This window comes from Stenotrophomonas sp. NPDC077421 (assembly GCF_049545505.1).
Taxonomy (GTDB): Bacteria; Pseudomonadota; Gammaproteobacteria; order Xanthomonadales; family Xanthomonadaceae; genus Stenotrophomonas; species Stenotrophomonas nematodicola.
In genome coordinates this window covers 15717-34980 of the sequence record NZ_JBMWDP010000022.1, presented here as the reverse complement: position 1 = coordinate 34980, position 19264 = coordinate 15717, and the positions used below count along the sequence as shown (strand labels likewise).

3 protein-coding genes are annotated in these 19264 nt (G+C 70.3%); all 3 read right to left on the bottom strand.

What is annotated here, in order from left to right; translation table 11 throughout:
* Window positions 1-32: 32 nt before the first annotated feature.
* Genes ACPEH1_RS13000 through ACPEH1_RS12990 form a run of 3 tightly spaced genes read right to left on the bottom strand, consistent with a single transcriptional unit; the run spans window position 33 to window position 19175 of the window.
* Window positions 33-3095, bottom strand: a complete 3063-nt coding sequence (locus ACPEH1_RS13000; protein WP_423715889.1) for a type I polyketide synthase — start codon at window positions 3093-3095, stop codon at window positions 33-35.
* Window positions 3088-7614 carry a MupA/Atu3671 family FMN-dependent luciferase-like monooxygenase gene (locus ACPEH1_RS12995; protein WP_423715888.1) on the bottom strand — a complete coding sequence of 1509 codons (4527 nt, stop codon included), beginning with the start codon at window positions 7612-7614 and terminating at the stop codon, window positions 3088-3090. Before ACPEH1_RS12995 ends, ACPEH1_RS13000 begins: the two co-directional genes overlap by 8 nt.
* The gene (locus tag ACPEH1_RS12990; protein ID WP_423715887.1) at window positions 7614-19175 is read right to left on the bottom strand and encodes an amino acid adenylation domain-containing protein; all 11562 of its coding nucleotides are present in this window, start codon (window positions 19173-19175) and stop codon (window positions 7614-7616) included. The genes ACPEH1_RS12995 and ACPEH1_RS12990 overlap by 1 nt, the downstream gene beginning before the upstream one ends.
* Between the last annotated feature and the right edge of the window lie 89 nt (window positions 19176-19264).

Here is a 19264-nt window from a genome sequence, read left to right as displayed (position 1 = left end):
CCCGCCCGTACCCCTGTGCCCGGCCGCGCAGCTCAGCCTGCGAGCGGCTCGGGCGCTCCTTCGATCTCCGCCAGCAGGCGCGCCAGCAATGCGTCATCGGCCCCGTCGACCTGCGCCAGCAGCAGCCGGTTGGCCAACCCGGCCACCGTGGGCGCGCCGAACAGGTCGGCGATGGTCAGGCGAACGCCGGTACGTTCCTCCAGGGCGACCAGAATCCGCGCCGCCAGCAGCGAATGGCCGCCGAGTTCGAAGAAGTCCTGGTCGACGTAGATGCGCGCAATGCCGAACTGGGCCTGCCAGACGTCGGCAACGGTCCGCTCCATCTCATCGCGCGGCAGCACACCGCTGGGTGCAGCTGCGGTGGCTGCCAGCGCTGGCGGCAGAACCTCGGCCGGCATGATCTGCCCCGGCGCTGCGATCCAGTGCCGGCGGCGCTCGAACGCCACACCGGGAAGCCCCACGCGCCGCCCCCTGCGCGCCTGGTTGAAGGCACGCCAGTCAATCTCGACACCCGCCATCCAGGCCTGGGCCAGGCCCGCCATCAGCGCGGCGTGGTCGCTGCTGGCATCGCGCGGATGGCGCAGGGAGCTGCACACCACATGCGCATCGATGCCCGGCTGTTGCCGGGCCAGCGTCGTCAACGTGACGCCGGGCCCCACTTCGATCAGCACCGCAGCGCCGCCGTCCAGCACGGTGTCCATGCCATCGGCGAAGCGCACCGGCTCACGCAGATGCCGGACCCAGTACGCTGCGGAGGTCGCCTCTTCGGGTGCCAGCAGGCGCCCGGTGACATTGGACACCAGCGGAATCCGCGGGGCGAGCAGCCTTACGCCACGCATTACATCGCCGAACGCGGACAGTGCCGGATCCATCATCGGCGAGTGGAACGCGTGCGAGGCGGGCAGCAGGTGGCACTCGGTGCGCGGCGCCAGTCGATCACGCAGCCGCTCCAACGCCTCCACGGGACCGGCCGCCACGCACAGTGTGGGTGCGTTCACCACGGCTGCCACGCAGCCGGCCGTGGCCTCTCCGCCGTCGGCCAGGGCCTGCTGAAGGGCCGCCTCGGAGAGCGGCACGACCAGCATGCCGCCGGGCGCCAGCGCATCGAGCAGTGCGCCGCGCCGTGCCACGACCTTGATCGCGTCTTCCAGCCCGAGCACGCCGGACACGCAGGCGGCCACGTACTCGCCCAGACTGTGGCCGATCAGCAGATCCGGCTGGATGCCCCAGGCCTGCAACTGGCAGGCAAGCGCGTACTCCACGCAGAACAGGGCCGACTGGGTGTAGCGGGTCTGCTTCAGCCGGGGGTCGTCATCGGCGAAGAGAATGTCGCGCACGTCGCAGTCGAGCTCCGGCCGCAGCAGATCCGCGCACTCGTCCAGTGTCTGCCGGAACACGCGCTCGTGCTCGTACAGCCCGCGGCACATGCCCGCATGCTGCGCGCCCTGCCCGGGGAACATGAACACCACGCGGCGCTTTTTCGAATGGACCTCGCGGCCGGCGCGGGCCATCTCCCGCCGCAACGCGTCGGCTGCGGAGGCGCCATCGGCGCAGGCCACGGCACAGCGGAACCGGTGATGGCTGCGGCCGGCCTGCAGGGTGAAGGCGGCATCGGCAATGTCCACCCCGCCGTCGGCCAGTGCCGTTGCCAGCGCCTCCACGGTGTCGGCCAGTGCCGCCGCGCTTTTCGCGCTCGCCACCAGAAGTTGCGACCGCGCCGTGGGGGTACCGTGGGCGGGGTGGACCTGGACAGGTGCGGGTGCGGGCGGCGGCGCCGGCAGCGGCGCCTGTTCGAGAATCACATGTGCATTGGTGCCGCCGATGCCGAACGAACTGACGGCGGCGCGGCGGGCATCGAAGGACGCCGGCCACGGCGTGGCCTGGGTGGGGACGTAGAACGGCGACGACGGAAAGTCGATCGCCGGGTTGGGTGCCTCGAAATGCGTGGCAGGCGGCAGCACGCCCTGCTCCACCGCCTTGGCAGCCTTGATCAACCCGGCGACGCCGGCGGCGATGTCGAGATGACCGATGTTGGCCTTCAGCGCGCCCAGCGCACAGTACTGCGTGCGCGCCGTGGTGGCACGATAGGCCTCCGACAGTGCGGCGATCTCCACCGGATCACCCAGCTGGGTGCCGGTGCCGTGCGCTTCCACGTAACCGATGCTGTCGGCCGGGACGCCGGAAACGCCCAGCGCCTGGGCGATGACCGCAGCCTGGCCGTCCACGCTGGCCGCAGTGAAGCCGACCTTCTGCGCACCATCGTTGTTGACCGCCGATCCCTTGATGACGGCGTACACGCGATCGCCATCGGCAATGGCATCGTCCAGCCGCTTCAGCAGCACGATTCCCGCACCGGCGCCCTTGACCGTTCCCTGCGAACGGTGGTCGAAAGGGCGGCACAGGCCATCGGAAGCGACGATGCCGCCTTCATGGAACTGATACCCCTCGTCCACCGGCACGTTCAGGCTGACGCCACCGGCCAGCGCCATGTCGCATTCGAACGACAGCAGGCTCTGGCACGCCTGGTGGACCGCCACCAGCGAGGTGGAGCAGGCGGTATCCACGTTGACGCTTGGCCCCTGCAGGCCGAGCTTGAACGACACCTTGGTGGCCGCGAAGCTCTTTTCGTTGCCGATGGAGAACTGCAGCGTACCGATCGCATCGATCAGGCCCGGTTCCGGCAGCAGGTTGCGGATCATGTAGGCCGGCGTCCCCACGCCGGCATACACGCCGATCAGCCCGTCGAACTGCGCCGGGGCATGCCCGCCGTCGTCCAGCGCCTGCTGGCAGCACTCCAGCAGCAACCGGTGCTGCGGGTCCATCGTCTCCGCCTCGCGCGGCGTGAAACCAAAGAAACCCGCATCGAAGCGGTCGATATCCTGGGGGCCGTACGCCACCCGCACGTAAGCCGGATCGGCGATGCGGGCCGGGTCCACCCCGGCGTCGCGCAACTGCTGCTCGCTCAGCGGACGTGCCGCGACCTGCCCTGCCAGCACGTTCCGCCAGAGAGCGGCGACATCGTCCGCGCCCGGGAACCGTCCTGCCATGCCAATGATCGCGATGCCTTCCATCGGGCTGTCCAACCTGTCATCCATTGCGGAGTCGCTCCTTCAACTGCTGTCGTTGCCGCTGTGCCGCCTGTCCGCGTTCCCGACTGCGCGTGGCGATCATCGCCGCACGCGCGCTGCCATCGTCGTCCTGCTCGGCATCGAGCAGATCGCCGAGGCCGGCAATGGTCGGGTTGCGGAAGAGATCCACCACGTTGAGTTCGCGACGCCCCATGCCGCGCAGGCGCGCGTGCATCTGCGCCAGCAGGAACGAGTGCCCGCCCAGCTCGAAGAAATTGGCATGACGGCCGATGCCCTCCACACCGAGCAGCGACGCCCATATCTTCGCCACCGCGCGCTCGGTGTCGGTCGCAGGCGGCTCATCCTCCCGGGTCGGAAGCTGTGCGGCATCCGGTGCCGGCAACGCTGCCCGGTTCACTTTTCCGTTCGGCGTCAGCGGCATGTGCGGCAGCACCAGGACGAGGTCCGGCTGCATGTAATCGGGCAGCATCCGCTGCAGGCGCGTACGCAGCGCGTCCTGCAGCACGCTGCCCTGCGCGATGCCGGTGGCCACCACGTAGGCGACCAGCCGCGGCGGTGCGCCGCTGTCGTGGCGCACCACGGCCACGGCCTGCGTCACCGCCGGGTCTGCTTCAAGGGCCGCCTCGATCTCGCCGAGCTCGATCCGGAACCCGCGCCACTTGGTCTGCTGGTCCAGGCGGCCCAGGAAATCGATCGCGCCATCACGGCGGCCGCGCGCCCCATCGCCGGTCCGGTACATGCGGGCGCCGGGCACGCACGACAGCGGGTCGGGAAGGAAGCGCTCGGCGGTCAGCGCGGGCCGCTGCCAGTAGCCACGGGTGACGCCGATGCCGCCGATGTAGAGTTCACCGGCCACACCGGTCGGCACCCGTTCCAGGTCCAGGTCCAGCACGCGGATCTGCTCGCCGCCAAGGGCGCCGCCCAGCGTGGGGGCTGCTTCGGTGACCTGGGTGGCCCCGGACCACACGGTGGTCTCGGTGGGTCCATACATGTTCCATGCAGACCGCGCAGTGGCCGCCAGCTGCTGTGCCAACGGTGCGGGCAACGCCTCACCGCCGACCAGCACCGCATCCAGCCGGGCCACCGCCTGCCGGCCCGGCTCGGAGTCCAGCAGCAGGCGCATGAACGACGGCGTGCACTGCAGGTGCGTCACCGCATGGCGGGCCATCGTCTCCTCTGCGGGATGGTAGGTGCGCCGCGCCAGCATCTGCTGCCGCGCGTGTTCGGCGTCGGCCAGCTGGCGCAGCCGCTTCAGCTGCGCGAATCCCTCGACCACGTGATCCTCGTCGATACCGAAGTCGACCAGGCAGGCCGCCTCGTCGACGCCGATCGCCTGCAGCCGTCCGATCATCGGCAGGCATTCCTCGGGCGTGCCGAACAGCGCGCTGGAACGGGCGTAGCGCTGGAAGCCGGCTTCGACCAGCACGTCCTGGTCGACATCCGGGTCCAGGCCATTGGCTTCGGCCACCGGCCGCAGCAGGTTGACCGAACTGCGCAGATAGTCCTTGAACGGGGCTTCCACACGCGCGCTGACCTCCGCGCTGTCCTCGCCCACGTAGGTGTGCAGCATCAGCGTCACGCGGCCCGCCTCGGGGTCGTGCCCATGCTCGGCGCGGGTACGCCGGTACAGCGCGATCTTGCCCGCAAGCTCCTCCAGGCTCTGCCCCAGCAGGTGGGTGAGTACGTTCGCACCGATCCGCCCGGCATACTCGAACGTCTCGGGGCTGCCGGCCGCCGTGATCCACACCGGGAGTTCGGGCTGGATCGGCTCGGGACGGGTGCGGATCTCCACCTCGCTGCCGTTGCCGGCGCGGAACGGCCGCGATTCGCCACGCCACAGCGCACGCACCGTGTCCACCCCGTCGCGCAGGACCTGGTGGCGCTCGGCATAGTTGTCCGGGTTGAAGACGAAATCGTTGAAGTGCCAGCCCGAGGCAAAGGCGATGCCGGCACGGCCCTTGGACAGATGGTCGATCATCGACCACTCTTCGGCCACCCGCACCGGATGGTGCAGGGGCAGCACGACGCTGCCGGCGCGGATGCACACGTTGCGCGTCACCGCCGCGAGCGCAGCGGCGGCGACCGCCGGACTCGGGTACTGGCCGCCAAAGGCATGGAAGTGGCGCTCAGGCACCCACACCGCCTCGAAACCGCTCTCATCGGCAAAACGCGCGCCGTCCATCAGCAGCCGATAGCGGTCCGCGCCCGGCGCGCTGCGTTCGGCGGCGAAGTAGAACAGGCTGAACCCCACCGGCGCTGCCGGCCGGCGCTGTACGGTGCCGGCCAACGGGAGTGCCGCTGCAGCCGTAGCAGCAGGCTGTTCCTGCTGCAGTACCACCTGGTGCCCACGCGACAACGTCCACAGCAGCTCCAGGACGGAGATGTCGAAGGAGACGCTGGTGACGGCCAGCCACACCTGGCGCTCGTTGGGCGCCGGCTGCAGCCGCTGGTCCAGGCCATGCAGGAAACCGCAGAGGTTGGCGTGCGACACCATCACGCCTTTGGGGCGACCGGTGGAGCCGGACGTGTAGATCATGTACGCAAGGGCCTCCGGCGGTGGCGCCGCCGCAGGCTCGTCCATCGCAGGCGGCGGCAGCGGATCGCCGACACCGAGCATCTCGACCGGCACACCGGCACCGGCCACCTCGGCGATCGCGCCCAGCGACGGCGCGCTGATCAGCAGGCTCAGGCCCGCGTCCTCGATCATCAACGCCTGCCGGGCCACCGGGTAGTCCGGATCGATCGGAACATAGGCCGCGCCGGCGTCCAGCACCGCCAGCAGCGCCACGACCATCTCCGGACGGCGCTCCAGCAGTACGCCAACCCGGTGCTCAGGACCGATGCCCCGTGCCCGCAACCGCGCCGACAGCGCTGCCACCTGCGATGCCAGCGTGCCGAAATCCAGCGACACGTCACCGCAGCGCAGTGCGACGGCATCCGGATCGCGCTGCGCCACGTCACGGAAACGACAGGCCACCGAGCGCTCGTCGGCAGCGATACCGGGGCCTGCAGGGTCGACCGCGTCGGCCGGCAGGCGGAACTGCGGCAGCTGCCGCGCCGGCGCCGCGCCGGCCTGCTCGAGCAGCGCGGCGAACTGGCTGGCCAGGGCATCAACCGTGTCGGCATCGAACAGATCGGTGTTGTACTCCAGGCCCATCTCCGTGCCGTCGGGAGCGTGCTCGAGGGTCAGGGTGAGATCGTATTTGGCGACATGGGTATCGGCAGCAATCGCCTGGACGTCGCAGCCGGTCAGCCGCAGGCCGTCGGTGTCGCGCTCGATCATCGAGAACATCAGCTGGAACAGCGGCGTGTGGCTGAGGCTGCGCGGTGGCTGCAGGAGCTCGACCACCTGCTCGAACGGGATGTCCTGGTTTTCCTGCGCGGCCAGTACAGTCTCACGGACCTTGCCCAGCAGGTCCTGGAAGCGCTCACCGGGCTGCACGCGGGTGCGCATCACCAGCGTGTTGCTGAAGAAGCCGACCAGATCGGTCACTTCGGCGCGCACGCGGTTCGCCACCGGGGTACCGACCACCAGATCGGTGCTTCCGGTATGCCGCCACATCAACAGATTGAACACGGCCAGGCCGGCCACGAACGGCGTGACGCCGTGATCGTGCGCCAGCGACTGCAGTGCCTGCCGCGCCCCGCCCGGCAGCGCCCTGCGCAGCACCGCACCGTGGTAACGCTGCGTGACCGGCCGCGGGCGGTCGCCCGGGAAGGTGGACAGCACCGGGGCACCGGCAAGCTGCTGCCGCCAGTACGCCTGCTGCGCCTGGATCCGCGGGCCACTGGACTGCAGCCAGCTGCGCTGCCATGCGGCATGGTCGGCATACTGCACCGGCAGCGTCGGCAGCGTCGCACCCGCGTACAGCGCGCCGAGATCGCGCTTGAGAACATCCAGCGACCAGCCATCGGCCGCAATGTGATGCAGCACGATCAGCAGCACGTGCTCGCCGTCATCCAGTCGTATCAGCGTCACCCGCAGCGGCGGCGCCCCGGCGAGATCGAAGCCACGGCCAGCCTCCAGCACCAGCAGCGCGTCCAGGTCCGGCCCCTGCGCGGACACGGCGCGCTGTTCGATCGGGATGGGCATGTCGACCCAGGAAGCGCCGGCGATGTCGGCCCCGTCGGGGTAACGGGTCTGCAGCACCTCGTGCCGCCGCACCAGCGCGTCGACCGCCTGCTGCAGCCGATCGACATCCAGCGGCCCGCGCACGCGGAATGCGACCGGAATGTTGTATGCCGCTTCGTTGCCGCCCAGTGTGCGCATGAACAGCAGGCGTTCCTGCGCGTGCGACAGCGGCAACAGGTCGCCCCGCTGCACCCGTAGCAGCGCCCCACCGGCATCGGTGCTGGACTGGTAGGCCTCCAGGGCGTGGATGATCGCGGCCTTGGCAGCCACCACGCGCTCCTTCAGTTCCGCATCGAAGCGGCCTTCCGGTGCCCGATAGCGAAGCGCCCCGTTCTCCATCCAGACCTGTATCCCGCGTTCCCGCAGCTCCAGCAGCAGTGCATCAATGGACATTACAGGCTCCCCTCGTCGACAAGCTCATCGCTGCTCACTCCCTGTGATCGGTCTGCGTTGGCGAGCCACTGCTGCGCCGACAGGTGACGGGCCAGACCGCGCACGTCGGGGTGTTCGAACACCGCGCGCATCGATACCGGCACGCCGAACATGGCTTCCACACGGGGCAGCATTTTCAGCATCAGCAGCGAATGGCCGCCCGCCAGGAAGAAGTTGCTGTCCACGCCGGCGACCTCGCCGGGCAGCATCTCCCGCCACAGCGCCAGCAGGCCGCGTTCGGCCTCGTTGCCGGGCGGCAGGGCCGCGGTCGCCTGCGCCACGGGGGCGGAGGCCGCGTCATCGAGCGCGAGCGCCCTGCGATCGAGCTTGCCGTTCGCAGTCCTGGCCAGGGCCGGCAACAGGACATAGCGCGTTGGCAGCATGTGGGCGGGCAGCGCGCGGGCCAGCGCGTCACGCAGCCCGGCAGCCTGCAGCACCTGCCCTTCGGCCGGCGAGACAAACGCGACCAGGACATCCTCCCCTGCGCTCGGCACCACCAGCACCGCGCACTCTCCAACCCCGTCCAGACGGCCAAGGTGGTGCTCGACGTCGCCCAGTTCGATGCGGAATCCACGCAGCTTGACCTGCTGGTCGGCGCGTCCGATGAACTCCAGCGCACCGCCTTCCGCGCAGCGCACCAGATCGCCGGTGCGGTACATCACCGCGCCCGCGTCGATCGCAAACGGGTCCGGCAGGAAGCGCTCGGCCGTCGCGCAGGGACGACCGAGATACCCCTGCGCCACGCCGTCGCCCGCCAGATACAGTTCTCCGGGGACGCCCCACGGCACCGGATCACCGGCGCTGTCGAGCACATACGCGCGGGTGTTGGCGATCGGAACGCCAATCACCGGCTTGACGCCGGTCCGGCGCGGCATCAACGCCCACGTCGAGTACGTGGTGTCTTCGGACGGGCCATACAGGTTGTAGACACGCAGCGCGGGCGACTGGTCGTGCAGTCGCTCCACCAGCCTTGCCGGCAGCGCTTCGCCGGCAAGGTTGACCACGCGCACGCTGGCCGGCAGCGGACGCTCGCGCGTCAGCGCATCGATGGCCGACGGCACCGTGTTCACCAGGGTCAGCGGACGCCGCGCGGCGGCCTGGTGCAGAGCCAGCGCATTGTCGCCCAGCACCACCGTGCCACCGGCCACCAGCGGCAGGAACAGTTCGTACACGGAGAGGTCGAAGCACACCGAGGTACAGGCAAACACACCCTGCAGATCCGCGTCGTCCACCTCGGTGAGCGCCCAGTCGAGCATCACATTCGCATTGACATGGCGGATTGCCACACCCTTCGGCCGGCCGGTCGAACCGGACGTATAGATCACATAGGCCACCGCCCCGACCGGCACGGCCGGCAGCGCGGGCATGGCGGCCGGCACCGGTCCGGCCAACACCTCGTCCAGCGTGATGACCCGCACATCACCGATCTGCCCGAGCACGCTGTCACGGATGCGCGCGTCCACGATCAGCAGCGCGGGCGCCGCATCGTCCAGGATGTCCAGCAACCGCTGGCGCGGGTAGTCCGGATCCAGTGGCACGTAGGCCGCGCCCACCGACTGGATCGCCAGCAGCGTCGTCACCAGGCGGGCGGTGCGCGGCAGGCAGACCGCAACGCGCTCGCCCGGCACGATGCCCAGGCGTTGCAGGGCGTGCGCGGTGGACGCCACCTCGGCGGCCAGCCCGGCATAGGTCAGGCACTGTGTCCCATCGTCGATGGCGACGGCGACCGGCGTGCGCAGCGCCTGATCCAGCACGCGTGCGTGCAGCGCGTGGGCACACCGGTCAACCCGCGAGCCGTCCAGCAGCGACGGCTGTGGCCAGCGCGGCGCCAGTGCGTCCAGGCGCCGCGACGGATCGTCCAACAGCGCCTCCACGACCGCCACGTAGGCGTCCGCGAGCTGCGCCGCCGTGGTGGCGGTGAACAGGTCGCGCGCGAACTCCAGGCTGCCCTGCAATGTTCCGCCCGACGCGCGCATCGACAGCGTCAGATCGAACTTGGCCGCCCGGTCGCCGGGCGGTGCTGCGGTGACCCGGACGCCATCCAGCGCCAGGGTCGCTTCGTCGCCCTGTTCCATGACGAACATGTGCTGGAACAGCGGGCTGTGGCTCAGCGCGCGATCGGGCTGCAGGTGTTCGATCACCCGTTCGAACGGCAGCTCCTGGTGGGACAGCCCGTGGATCAGACGCGACCGCGTCTGCTCCAGCAGATCGGCCACCGTGGCGGTGGGCTGCAGTTGGAAGCGCAGCGCCAGCGTGTTGGCGAAGAAGCCGATCAGCGACTGGGACGCCAGCGATTGGCGGTTGTCCACCGGCGTGCCGATCACCAGATCCTGCTTGGCCGAGAAGTACGACAGCAGCAGCGCATACGCGCTGGACAGCACCACAAACGGCGTCATGCCCAGTGCATGGCAGCGCTGTCCGAGCCTTGCATGCAGGGCGGGCGGCATCTCGAAGCGGTGCAGTCCCCCCCGGTGCGACTGCACCGGGGGGCGAAGCGATGCCGTGGTCAGTTCCAGCAAGGGAGGCGCGCCGTCCAGTGCCTCGCGCCAGTACGCCAACTGCGGCTCCAGCAGGTGCGCGGTGTCGTGCTGCCACACCGCGTAGTCGGCGTACTGCAGCGTGGGCGCCGGCAGCGCGGCCACGCCATCGGCGTACAACGCCCGCAGTTCGTGGCAGAAGATCGCCAGCGAGCTGCCGTCGAAGGCAATGTGGTGGATGTTCAGCAGCATCGTCCAGGCGGCGTCGCCGTGCCTGACCAGCGTGCAGCGCAACAACGCACCTGCGGCGAGATCGAACGCGTGCGAGGCATTGGCATCGATCAGCGCCGCCAACCCTGTCGCCCGTTCGGCGTCGCCAAGGTGGCGAAGATCGATCACCTCCAGCAGTCCGGTCCGCGCGGGCTGGACCTGCTGGTGCAGCACCCCGTCGATGGCAACGAAGGACGCGTTCAACACCTGGTGGCGCGCCACCAGCGCATCCAGCGCCACCGACAGGCGCGCGGTGTCGAGCGCACCGTCGATGTGGAACACCCCCGGCATGGTGTACAGCGTCGGGTCGCCGCCCAGGCGCTCCAGGAACCACAACCGTTGTTGCCCGGTGGTGGCCACCACCGGGCCGGAACCGGCGCATGGCCCAAGCACCGGCAATGGCTGCCCGCGCCCGGCAGTGCGCGACCGGATGCAGGCGGCAAGGCCCGCTGCCGTCGGGTGATCGAACAGATCGCGAACGGTCAGGCCCACGGCGAACACGGCCTGCAACCGCGCGCTGGCGCGGGCGGCCAGCAGGGAATTTCCGCCCACGCTGAAGAAATCATCATCCCGACCGATGGACGCCGAGCCCACCAGCTGCGACCAGCACTGCAGCACCAGCCGCTCGGTCTCGTCGGCGCCGCCGACCGGCGCCGCAGTGTCGGCAGCGCCGCCCGCCACGCGTGCCGCCGCCAGTGCCGCCTCATCGACCTTGCCGTTGCGGGTGAGCGGGATCGCCGGCATCGGCACCCACATCCCCGGCACCATGAATTCCGGCAGGCGGCCACGCAGGTGGCGCATCCAGCCGGCGGCGTCCAGGCTGCCGCCATCGGCCAGCACCACATGCGCGGCGAGCTGGCCATCGCCGGTTGCCCGCGCCACCACCTGGCCGATACCGGGCAGGCTCGCGCAGGCCGCCTCCACTTCCCCCAGTTCGATGCGGAAGCCGCGCACCTTGACCTGCTGGTCGCGCCGCCCGATGTAGTGCACCTGGCTATCGTGCGCCCGGCGGACCGCCAGGTCGCCACTGCGGTACATGCGTGCGCCGGGGATCGGCGAGAACGGATCAGGCAGGAAGCGTTCGGCCGTCAGCTCGGCGCGTCCCAGGTAGCCACGTGCCAGCCCAGGGCCGGACACATGCAGTTCGCCCGGCACGCCTGCAGGCTGCGGAACGCCGTTGTCGTCCAGGATGTACATGGACAGATCGGTCAAGGCTTCGCCGATCAGGCTGCCGGGCGCGTCCACGTCAACGTGTTGGATGATCCGCGCCGTGACATGCACCGTGGTCTCGGTGATGCCGTACATGTTCACCATCACCGGCCCCTGCGGATACCGCTCGAACCACGGCGCAAGTGCCGCCAGGTTGAGCGCTTCTCCACCAAACACGATGTAGCGCAGCGCGGGCCAGGGCCGTGGGGGGCCGGCGAGATCGGCCTGCAGCAGCTGCTGGAAGGCCGACGGCGTCTGGTTCAGTACGGTCACGCCCTGCGCGCGGACGAACGGGCCAACCTCGTCGGCCGAGCGCGCGACCGCATACGGCACCACGGCCAGCCTTCCTCCATGCAGCAGGGCGCCCCAGATTTCCCAGACCGAGAAATCGAAGGCGTAGGAGTGGAACAACGCCCAGACATCCTGCGGGCCGAACGTGAAGGTCGCCGCCGTGGCCTCGAACAGCCGCAGCACGTTGGCATGGGTCACCACCACGCCCTTCGGACGGCCGGTGGAACCGGACGTGTAGATCACATACGCCGCCTCCTGCGGATCGATGGCCACGGCCGCCAGCGGTGGCGCATCGGTGGTCTGCAACGCTTCCACCGGCAGGTAGCGCAGCGACGCATCGGCGAACAGCCCTGCATGCGCGTGATGCCCGAGGATGCCGGCCACGTCGGCGTCGCGTGCCATGTACAGCAGCCGCTCGGCCGGGTAGCGCGGATCCAGCGGGACATAGGCGGCACCGGCCTTGAGGATGGCGAGCATGGCCACGATGAGGTCGCAGCCCCGCTCCATGCACAGCCCGACGCGGCTCCCGCGCCCGATGCCGGCCTCGCGCAATGCGGCCGCCCATTGCCCGCTGAGCGCATCCAACTGCGCATGGGTCAGTGCCTGGTCCGCGCAGTTGACCGCAATGGCCGTCGGGAAGCGCTTCGCCGTTGCGCTGTAGCGCGCAGGCAGATCGCCTGGCACACCCGGCACCGTGGCCGGTGCGGCCGCAGCCGCCGTCGGCGCCACTGCCGCCCCGAGCGGCAGCGCAGCCACTGCCTGCAGGGGATGCTCCAGCGCCGACGCCAGCAGACCGGCGTAATGCGCGAGCATCGCCTCTGCCGACGCGGATGTGAACAGGTCGCGCCGGTACTCCAGCTCCAGGCGCATGCCGTGGCGCGTGAAGGTGATCAGCAGGTTGATGTCGAACTTGGCCGTTGCCGTGTGCAGTGGCAGCCACGCGGCCTGCACGCCGTCGGGCCACGCGCAGGGGTCGACCACGTCCGGCTGCAGCGTCACCATCGCCTGCACCAGCGGGCCGTGGCTCAGCGAGCGGGAGGGTGCCAGCGCATCCACGACATGGTCGAAGGGGACGGCGGCATCCTGCAACGCGGTCACGCCATCGCCGGCAAACCTTCGCAGATGCGCCTGGAAGCTGTCCGCTGGCTGGATGGGGCTGCGCAGCACGAGGGTGTTGACGAACAGACCGACCGTATCCCCGTGCCGCGCCTGGTCACGCGTGTCCACCGCGGTCCCCAGCGGTACGTCCTCGTTGCCGCTGTAGCGCCACATCAACAGCTGGAAGACCGCGGCCAGCAGCATGAACGGGCTGCATGCAGTGGCGGCGGCAAGCGACTCGACACGGTGGCGTTCGGGCAGCGACAGCGTGCGCGACACGACTCCGCCACGGATGCCCGCCACGGGCGGCCGCGGCAGGTCGGTGGGCAGCTCCAGCAGCGGCGGCATGCCCTGCAGGCGCTGCGCGATCCGCTGCAGGCCGGCCTGCCAGGCATCGGCCTCGCGCGCCGCCTGCTGCGCCTGGCAGTACCCCGTATGGTCGCCCGCCCGCAGCGCGTCCGCCCCACTCCACCGCGCGGCGATCTGCCGCAGCAGCACGGCCAGCGAACCACCGTCGGCGGCAATGTGATGCGCAAGCACCGTCAGCACGCACTCCCCATCCCCCAGCCAGGCCACATCGGCCCGGCAGATCGGCCCGGCCGCCAGATCGAAGACGGTCCCGGCCAATGCCTGCAGGTGCGAGGCGAGCACATCCTCGCGTGCCTGCCCGATGTGTCCGGACAGATCGGTCAACGCGACCGGCGGGTGCGGGTGCGCGCCGACAACCCGCTGCGGACCGTCGGTACCGGCCACGTAGCAGGCGTGCAGTTCCGGATGCAGCGCGAGCACATGGGCGACGTGTCCGCGCACGGTGTCAGGGGCCCGCACGCCGGCCAGGCGGATGCTCAGCGGCATCGTGTACGCCGCGCTGGGGCCGTGCAGCTGGTCCACGAACCACAGCCGCTGTTGCGCCGGCGACAGGACCTCCGGTGCCGACGGCGCAGGCGGGGCGTCGACATCGCCACCGGCCTGACGCTGGTCGGCGCGCCGTGCGAGGTCGCCGATCACCGGGTGCAGCAGCACGTCGGCGACCTGCAGGTGCACTCCCGCCGTTTCGCGCAGGCGCGAGCACAGGCGGGTGGCCAGCAACGAGTGGCCGCCAAGCGAGAAGAAGTTGTCGGCGGCCGAGGCCTCCGGTACCGCCAGCAGCTCGCGCACGGCCGCCAGCACCTGCGCGCCCACCGGCGTCAGCGGTGCGGCCTCGACGGCCGCGACCGGTGCCACGTTCGCCGATGTCGGCAGCGCGGCGCGGTCGATCTTGCCACTGCTGTTCAACGGCCATGCGTCCAGCAGCGTGAACCGTTCCGGGACCGCATAGGACGGCAATCTGGCCCGCAGGTGGGCAGTCAGCAGCTCCAGCCGCTCGGCGTCATCGAAGGCGCCGGCACGCACAGCGTGGCAGAGCAGATAGGGCTCGCCATTGGCATGCCGCGCCAGGACGGTCAGCGCACCGGCAACGGCGTCGCAGGTGCCGGCCAGCGCATCGATCTCGCCCAGTTCCAGCCGCTGGCCGCGAAGCTTGACCTGGAAGTCGAGGCGACCGAGGTACTCGATGGCGCCGTCCTGGCGCTGGCGGGCAAGATCTCCGGTGCGATACAGCCGCTCGCCAGGCGCGCGCGGCACCGGCGAGGGCACGAAGCGTTCGGCAGTGAGCGCCGGCGCTGCGGCATAGCCACGGGCCAGCCCCTCCCCGCCCAGGTACAGCTCGCCAGCCACGCCTTGGGGTACCGGCTGCAGGTCGTCGTCAAGCACCACCATCTGCACGTTGTCGATCGGATGCCCGATCGGCACGCGGGTGCCCGCGTCCTGTGCATCGCAGTCCCAGCAGCTCACATCGATGGCCGCTTCGGTCGGGCCATACAGGTTGGCCACCCGTGTGGTCGGGAAGCGCTGCCGGCAGCGGTCCAGCACATCGATGCCCAGTTCTTCGCCGCTGCATACGATCTGCCGCAACGACGGCAGCGCACCGAGCCCGTGCGCATCGACGAAGGCGGCCAGCATCGACGGCACGAAATGCACCACACTGACGCGCTGGTCGCGCATCAGGGCATGCAGGTAGTCCGCATCGTGGTGTCCATCGTGACGGGCGATGACGAGCCCGGCACCGACCATCAGCGGCCAGAACAGCTCCCACACCGACACGTCGAACGTGTACGGCGTCTTCAGCAGGGCGCGCTCGTCAGGCTGCAGGGCGAAGCGCCGCTGCATCCACTGCAGCCGGTTGGCCAGCGCCGCGTGCGTGTTGACCACGCCTTTGGGCTGTCCGGTGGAACCGGACGTATAGATGACGTAGGCGGCCTGGGTCGGCGCGTGGACGCGCGGTGCGGTGCGCCGGTGCGTGCCGTCGGCACGCAGATCGGCGACGCTGCGACTGCCCGGGAACACGGCGTCGGCACCTTCGTCGTGGATGCCCGCCATCGGGCGGGCGGTGTCCAGGATGGCCTGGATGCGTGCCGCAGGCAGCGCCGGGTCCAGGGGCAGATAGGCGGCACCTGCCTTCATCGTCCCCAGCAGCGCCACCAGCAGATCGGCAGAACGCCGCATCGACACCGCGACCACATCGTCACTGCCCACCCCCTGGGCCAGCAGCGCGGCAGCGACCGCATCGGACTGCGCATCCAGCGTCGCATACGTCATGGTGCCGCCGTCGACGTGCAGCGCGATGCGGTCCGGCGTCTGCGCGGCCTGCCGGCGGAACTGCGCGTCCACGGACAGGAAGGCGCCCCAGTCGCGGTCCTCGCCCCAGCCCGGATGTGTGTCCCGGGGCGCCAGCGGGATCTGCCGCAACGGTGCGGTCGGCTGCGCCACCCCCTCGCGCAGCACCCGGGCGAAGCTGTCGGCCAGGCTGGCGGCAACGCTGGGTTCGAACAACGCGGTGGCGAAGTCGATGCGGCCTTCGTAGCGACCATCGCCCAGCTCGACCAGCGACAGCGACAGATCCAGCGGGCTGGTGCCCGGTGACAGGCGCACCGGCCGCACCTGCCAGCCGTGGAGCGCTATCGCATCGTCCTGCTGCCCCTGGATGAGCGCCGCGAGGCCCGGAGTGCCGCTGGCGGTATGCAGATTGAGCAGCACCTGCACCAGCGGCGGCACGCTTGCATCGCGTTCCAGCGACAGCGCCTCCACAACCTGCGCGAACGGCAGCCGCGCGTGCGCGATGGCCCCCCGCAACCGCGCCCAGAGCGCCCGGTGGAAGGTCACGAAATCGAGGTCCGCAGCGTCCCCCGAGAGCGCGGAGTGCAGGACCACCGTGTTCACGAAATAGCCCACCGACGTGCGGGCGGAGGGCGTCGAGCGGCCCAGAGTCGGCACCCCGATCAGCACCTCCGGCTGGCGTGCATAGCGGTGCAGTACCCAGGCGAAGGCCGCAGCGAAGAGGCTGAAGGGCGTACACGCCCACTGCGCGGCGAGCGCGTCGACCGCCGCGCCCTCGGCGGCGGAAAGGTGGAAGTGGACGCTGTCCCCCGCCACGTCCTGCACGCGCGGCCGTGGGCCACGGCGCGGGAGGTCCAGCACCGGCGGCCGCGCTGGCAGGGTGTCGCGCCAGTACGCCCGCTCGACATCGGTACCGTGCCGGAGATGGCGCGCCTCGTCCTCCACATACTGGAAGAAGCCCGTCGCTGCGGACGGCGGCAGTGCTTCACCGGCATACAGCGCGGCCAGCTCGTCGATCAGGCGCAGCATCGAGGCCAGATCGACACAGATGTGGTGCGCGACCAGCATCAGTACATCGCCGTCGGCCTCGCGCAGGTGTTCTACCCGGAACGGAGGCTCGACATCCAACCGGAAGGGGCGCGCGGCCAGGCGCTGCAGGAGGGCCGGACGCTCGGCGGCGGTGACCCCGTGCGCGGCGCGCATCGGCTGCAGCGCGGCGGCGTCGGGCGCCTGCACGATCTGCTCGGGCCCCGCCGGGCCGTCTTCGTAGCGGCAACCCAGCACCGGGTGACGCGCCAGCAGCGCGGCCACCGCCGATCCCAGGCGTTCACGATCCAGCGGATGCGTGCAGGCAATCGGCAGGGCCACGTTATAGGCCGCGCTCTCCGGCTGCAGGCGGTACAGGTACCACAGCGCGGCCTGGTTGGCCGACATCGGGTGGCGATCGCCCACCGCTGCGGACGACAGGGCCGGCGCAGGTGCGGGGGCGGATGCAGGCGACGCGTCGGGGCGCGCCTCCAGCGAGGCAGCCAGTTCGTCCAGCGACGCGCCATCGAACAGCCGTTGCAGCACCCCGTTGGTGCTGAACGCCGCTTCCACGCGGCCGGCAAGGTCCACCAGCGCCAGCGAATCCAGCCCCAGGGCAAGCAGCGGGCGGTCGCGCGCGACCTCGTCGGCGGATATCGCCAGCGCGGGCGCGACCATCGCCTGCAACCGCTGCAGGGGCGTCTCCACGTTGCCGGCGGCGGCGCTGGCACGCTGACGGCGGCGTGTGCCGTCGACGCGGCCATCGATGCTGTCCAGCAGGTAGTGCTGCCGGATCCGTCCGCGCTGGATCTTGCCGCTCGATGTCTTGGGAAGATGTGCTGGCCCAATCAGGACCAGGTCGTGCAGGCGCGCGTCGCAGGCCAGCGCCACCGCTTCGCGGGCCAGCGCCACGGCATCGGCCACCTGCAGGTTGCGCAGTGCGGAGCGGTCCACTTCCTGCACCACCACCAGCCGCTCTTCGCCGTCCTGTTCGATCGCGAACGCGGCACCGCCGCCACTGCGGAATCCCTTCCACGACCGCTGCACCGCCGCCTCGACATCCTGCGGATAGAGGTTGCGGCCGCGGACGATGATCAGTTCCTTCAGGCGTCCGTTGATGAACACCCCGCCGTCGCTCACGAAGCCGAGGTCGCCCGTGCGCAGGTGGTCGGCGTCCACGTCCGGCAGGCGGGCCGCGAACGTTTCCGCGGTGGCATCCGGCCGTCGCCAATAGCCGTGCGCCACGCTCGGGCCGCGCACCCAGATTTCCCCCACCTGCCCCTCGTCGCACCTGCGGCCGGTGACCGGATCGACCACCTCCACCGCCAGGTCGAACCAGGCGCGTCCGCATCCCACCAGCGCCCCGCCGCCCTCGTACAGGCGCGCCTGCCCCTGCTCCAGCGCCTGCCGGTCGAAGCGACGCGTGTCCGCGCCCCGCCCGCGCCCCCGGCCACAGACGAACAGCGTGGCTTCGGCCAGGCCGTACCCCGGGTAGTGCGCCTGCGGGTCGAAACCGCAGGAGGCGAACGCCGCGTTGAACCGCTCCAGCGTGGCCGCACGCACAGGCTCGGCGCCGTTCAGGGCGAAGGTCCAGCTGGACAGGTCCAGCGTCGCCTTCTGTGCGTCGGTAACGCGCTCGGCGCACAACGCAAACGCAAAGTCCGGTGCGAAGCTGGATGTACCGCGATAGTCCGAAATGGCCTGCAGCCACCGCGCCGGCTGCTGCAGGAAGGCGACCGGCGTCATCAGGTAACAGCGCGCCCCAAGGTAGAGCGTGTGCAGCACGTTGCCGATCAGGCCCATGTCATGGAACAGCGGCAACCACGACACGAATACGCTGTCGGCATCGTGGTCGAACGCAGCCTGCATCAGCATCTGGTTGTGCAGCAGATTGCCGTGGGACACCATCACGCCCTTCGGCGCGCCCGTGGACCCGGACGTGTACTGCAGGAAGGCCAGGTCGCTCGCGCGGGCGCCGGGATCCACCCAGGCGGCCGCATGGTCAAGATCCAGCGTGTCGGTCAGGCAGCAGGGCACCGTACCCAACCGCGGCGAGGCCGCCAGGCGGTCGTGCAACGCGCGGTGCATGTCTGCGGTGGTCAGCACGAATCCCGCATCGGCGTCGTCGCTCAACTGCTCCAGCCGCTGCCAGTGTTCATCCCGTGCCTGCGGGGTATACACCGGTACCGCAAGGGCGCCCGCATACAGGCACCCCATGAAGCCGGCAATGAAATCCAGACCCGAACTGTAGAGCAGGATCACCCGCTCGCCGCGTCCGCCGCGCGCCTGCAGCCACGCCGCGATCGCGCGGGCGCGCTCATCCAGCTGCGCGTACGTCCAGCTCGCCTGCGGCTGGTGGCCGTCCTTGAGAAACACGAATGCCGTCTGCCCGCCGTTCTCGGCGGCACGATGCCGTCCCAGATCGACAAGACTGGCGAAACGCTGCGTCGGCTCGGCCTTGGCCGGCTTGAAATCCCTTCCGTTGGCGCCCTGCATGACCGCGTACCGCCTCCTCATCGTCCTGATGCATTGAGAACCGCTTGCTGCCGATCGTGGTGTTGCCTGTTTCGACGACCCGGATCACC

Bases quoted from the DNA above. Each gene is read 5' to 3' on its own strand.
- ACPEH1_RS13000 (WP_423715889.1), bottom strand. From the start codon at position 3,095: ATGGATGACAGGTTGGACAGCCCGATGGAAGGCATCGCGATCATTGGC.
- ACPEH1_RS12995 (WP_423715888.1), bottom strand. From the start codon at position 7,614: ATGTCCATTGATGCACTGCTGCTGGAGCTGCGGGAACGCGGGATACAG.
- ACPEH1_RS12990 (WP_423715887.1), bottom strand. From the start codon at position 19,175: ATGCAGGGCGCCAACGGAAGGGATTTCAAGCCGGCCAAGGCCGAGCCG.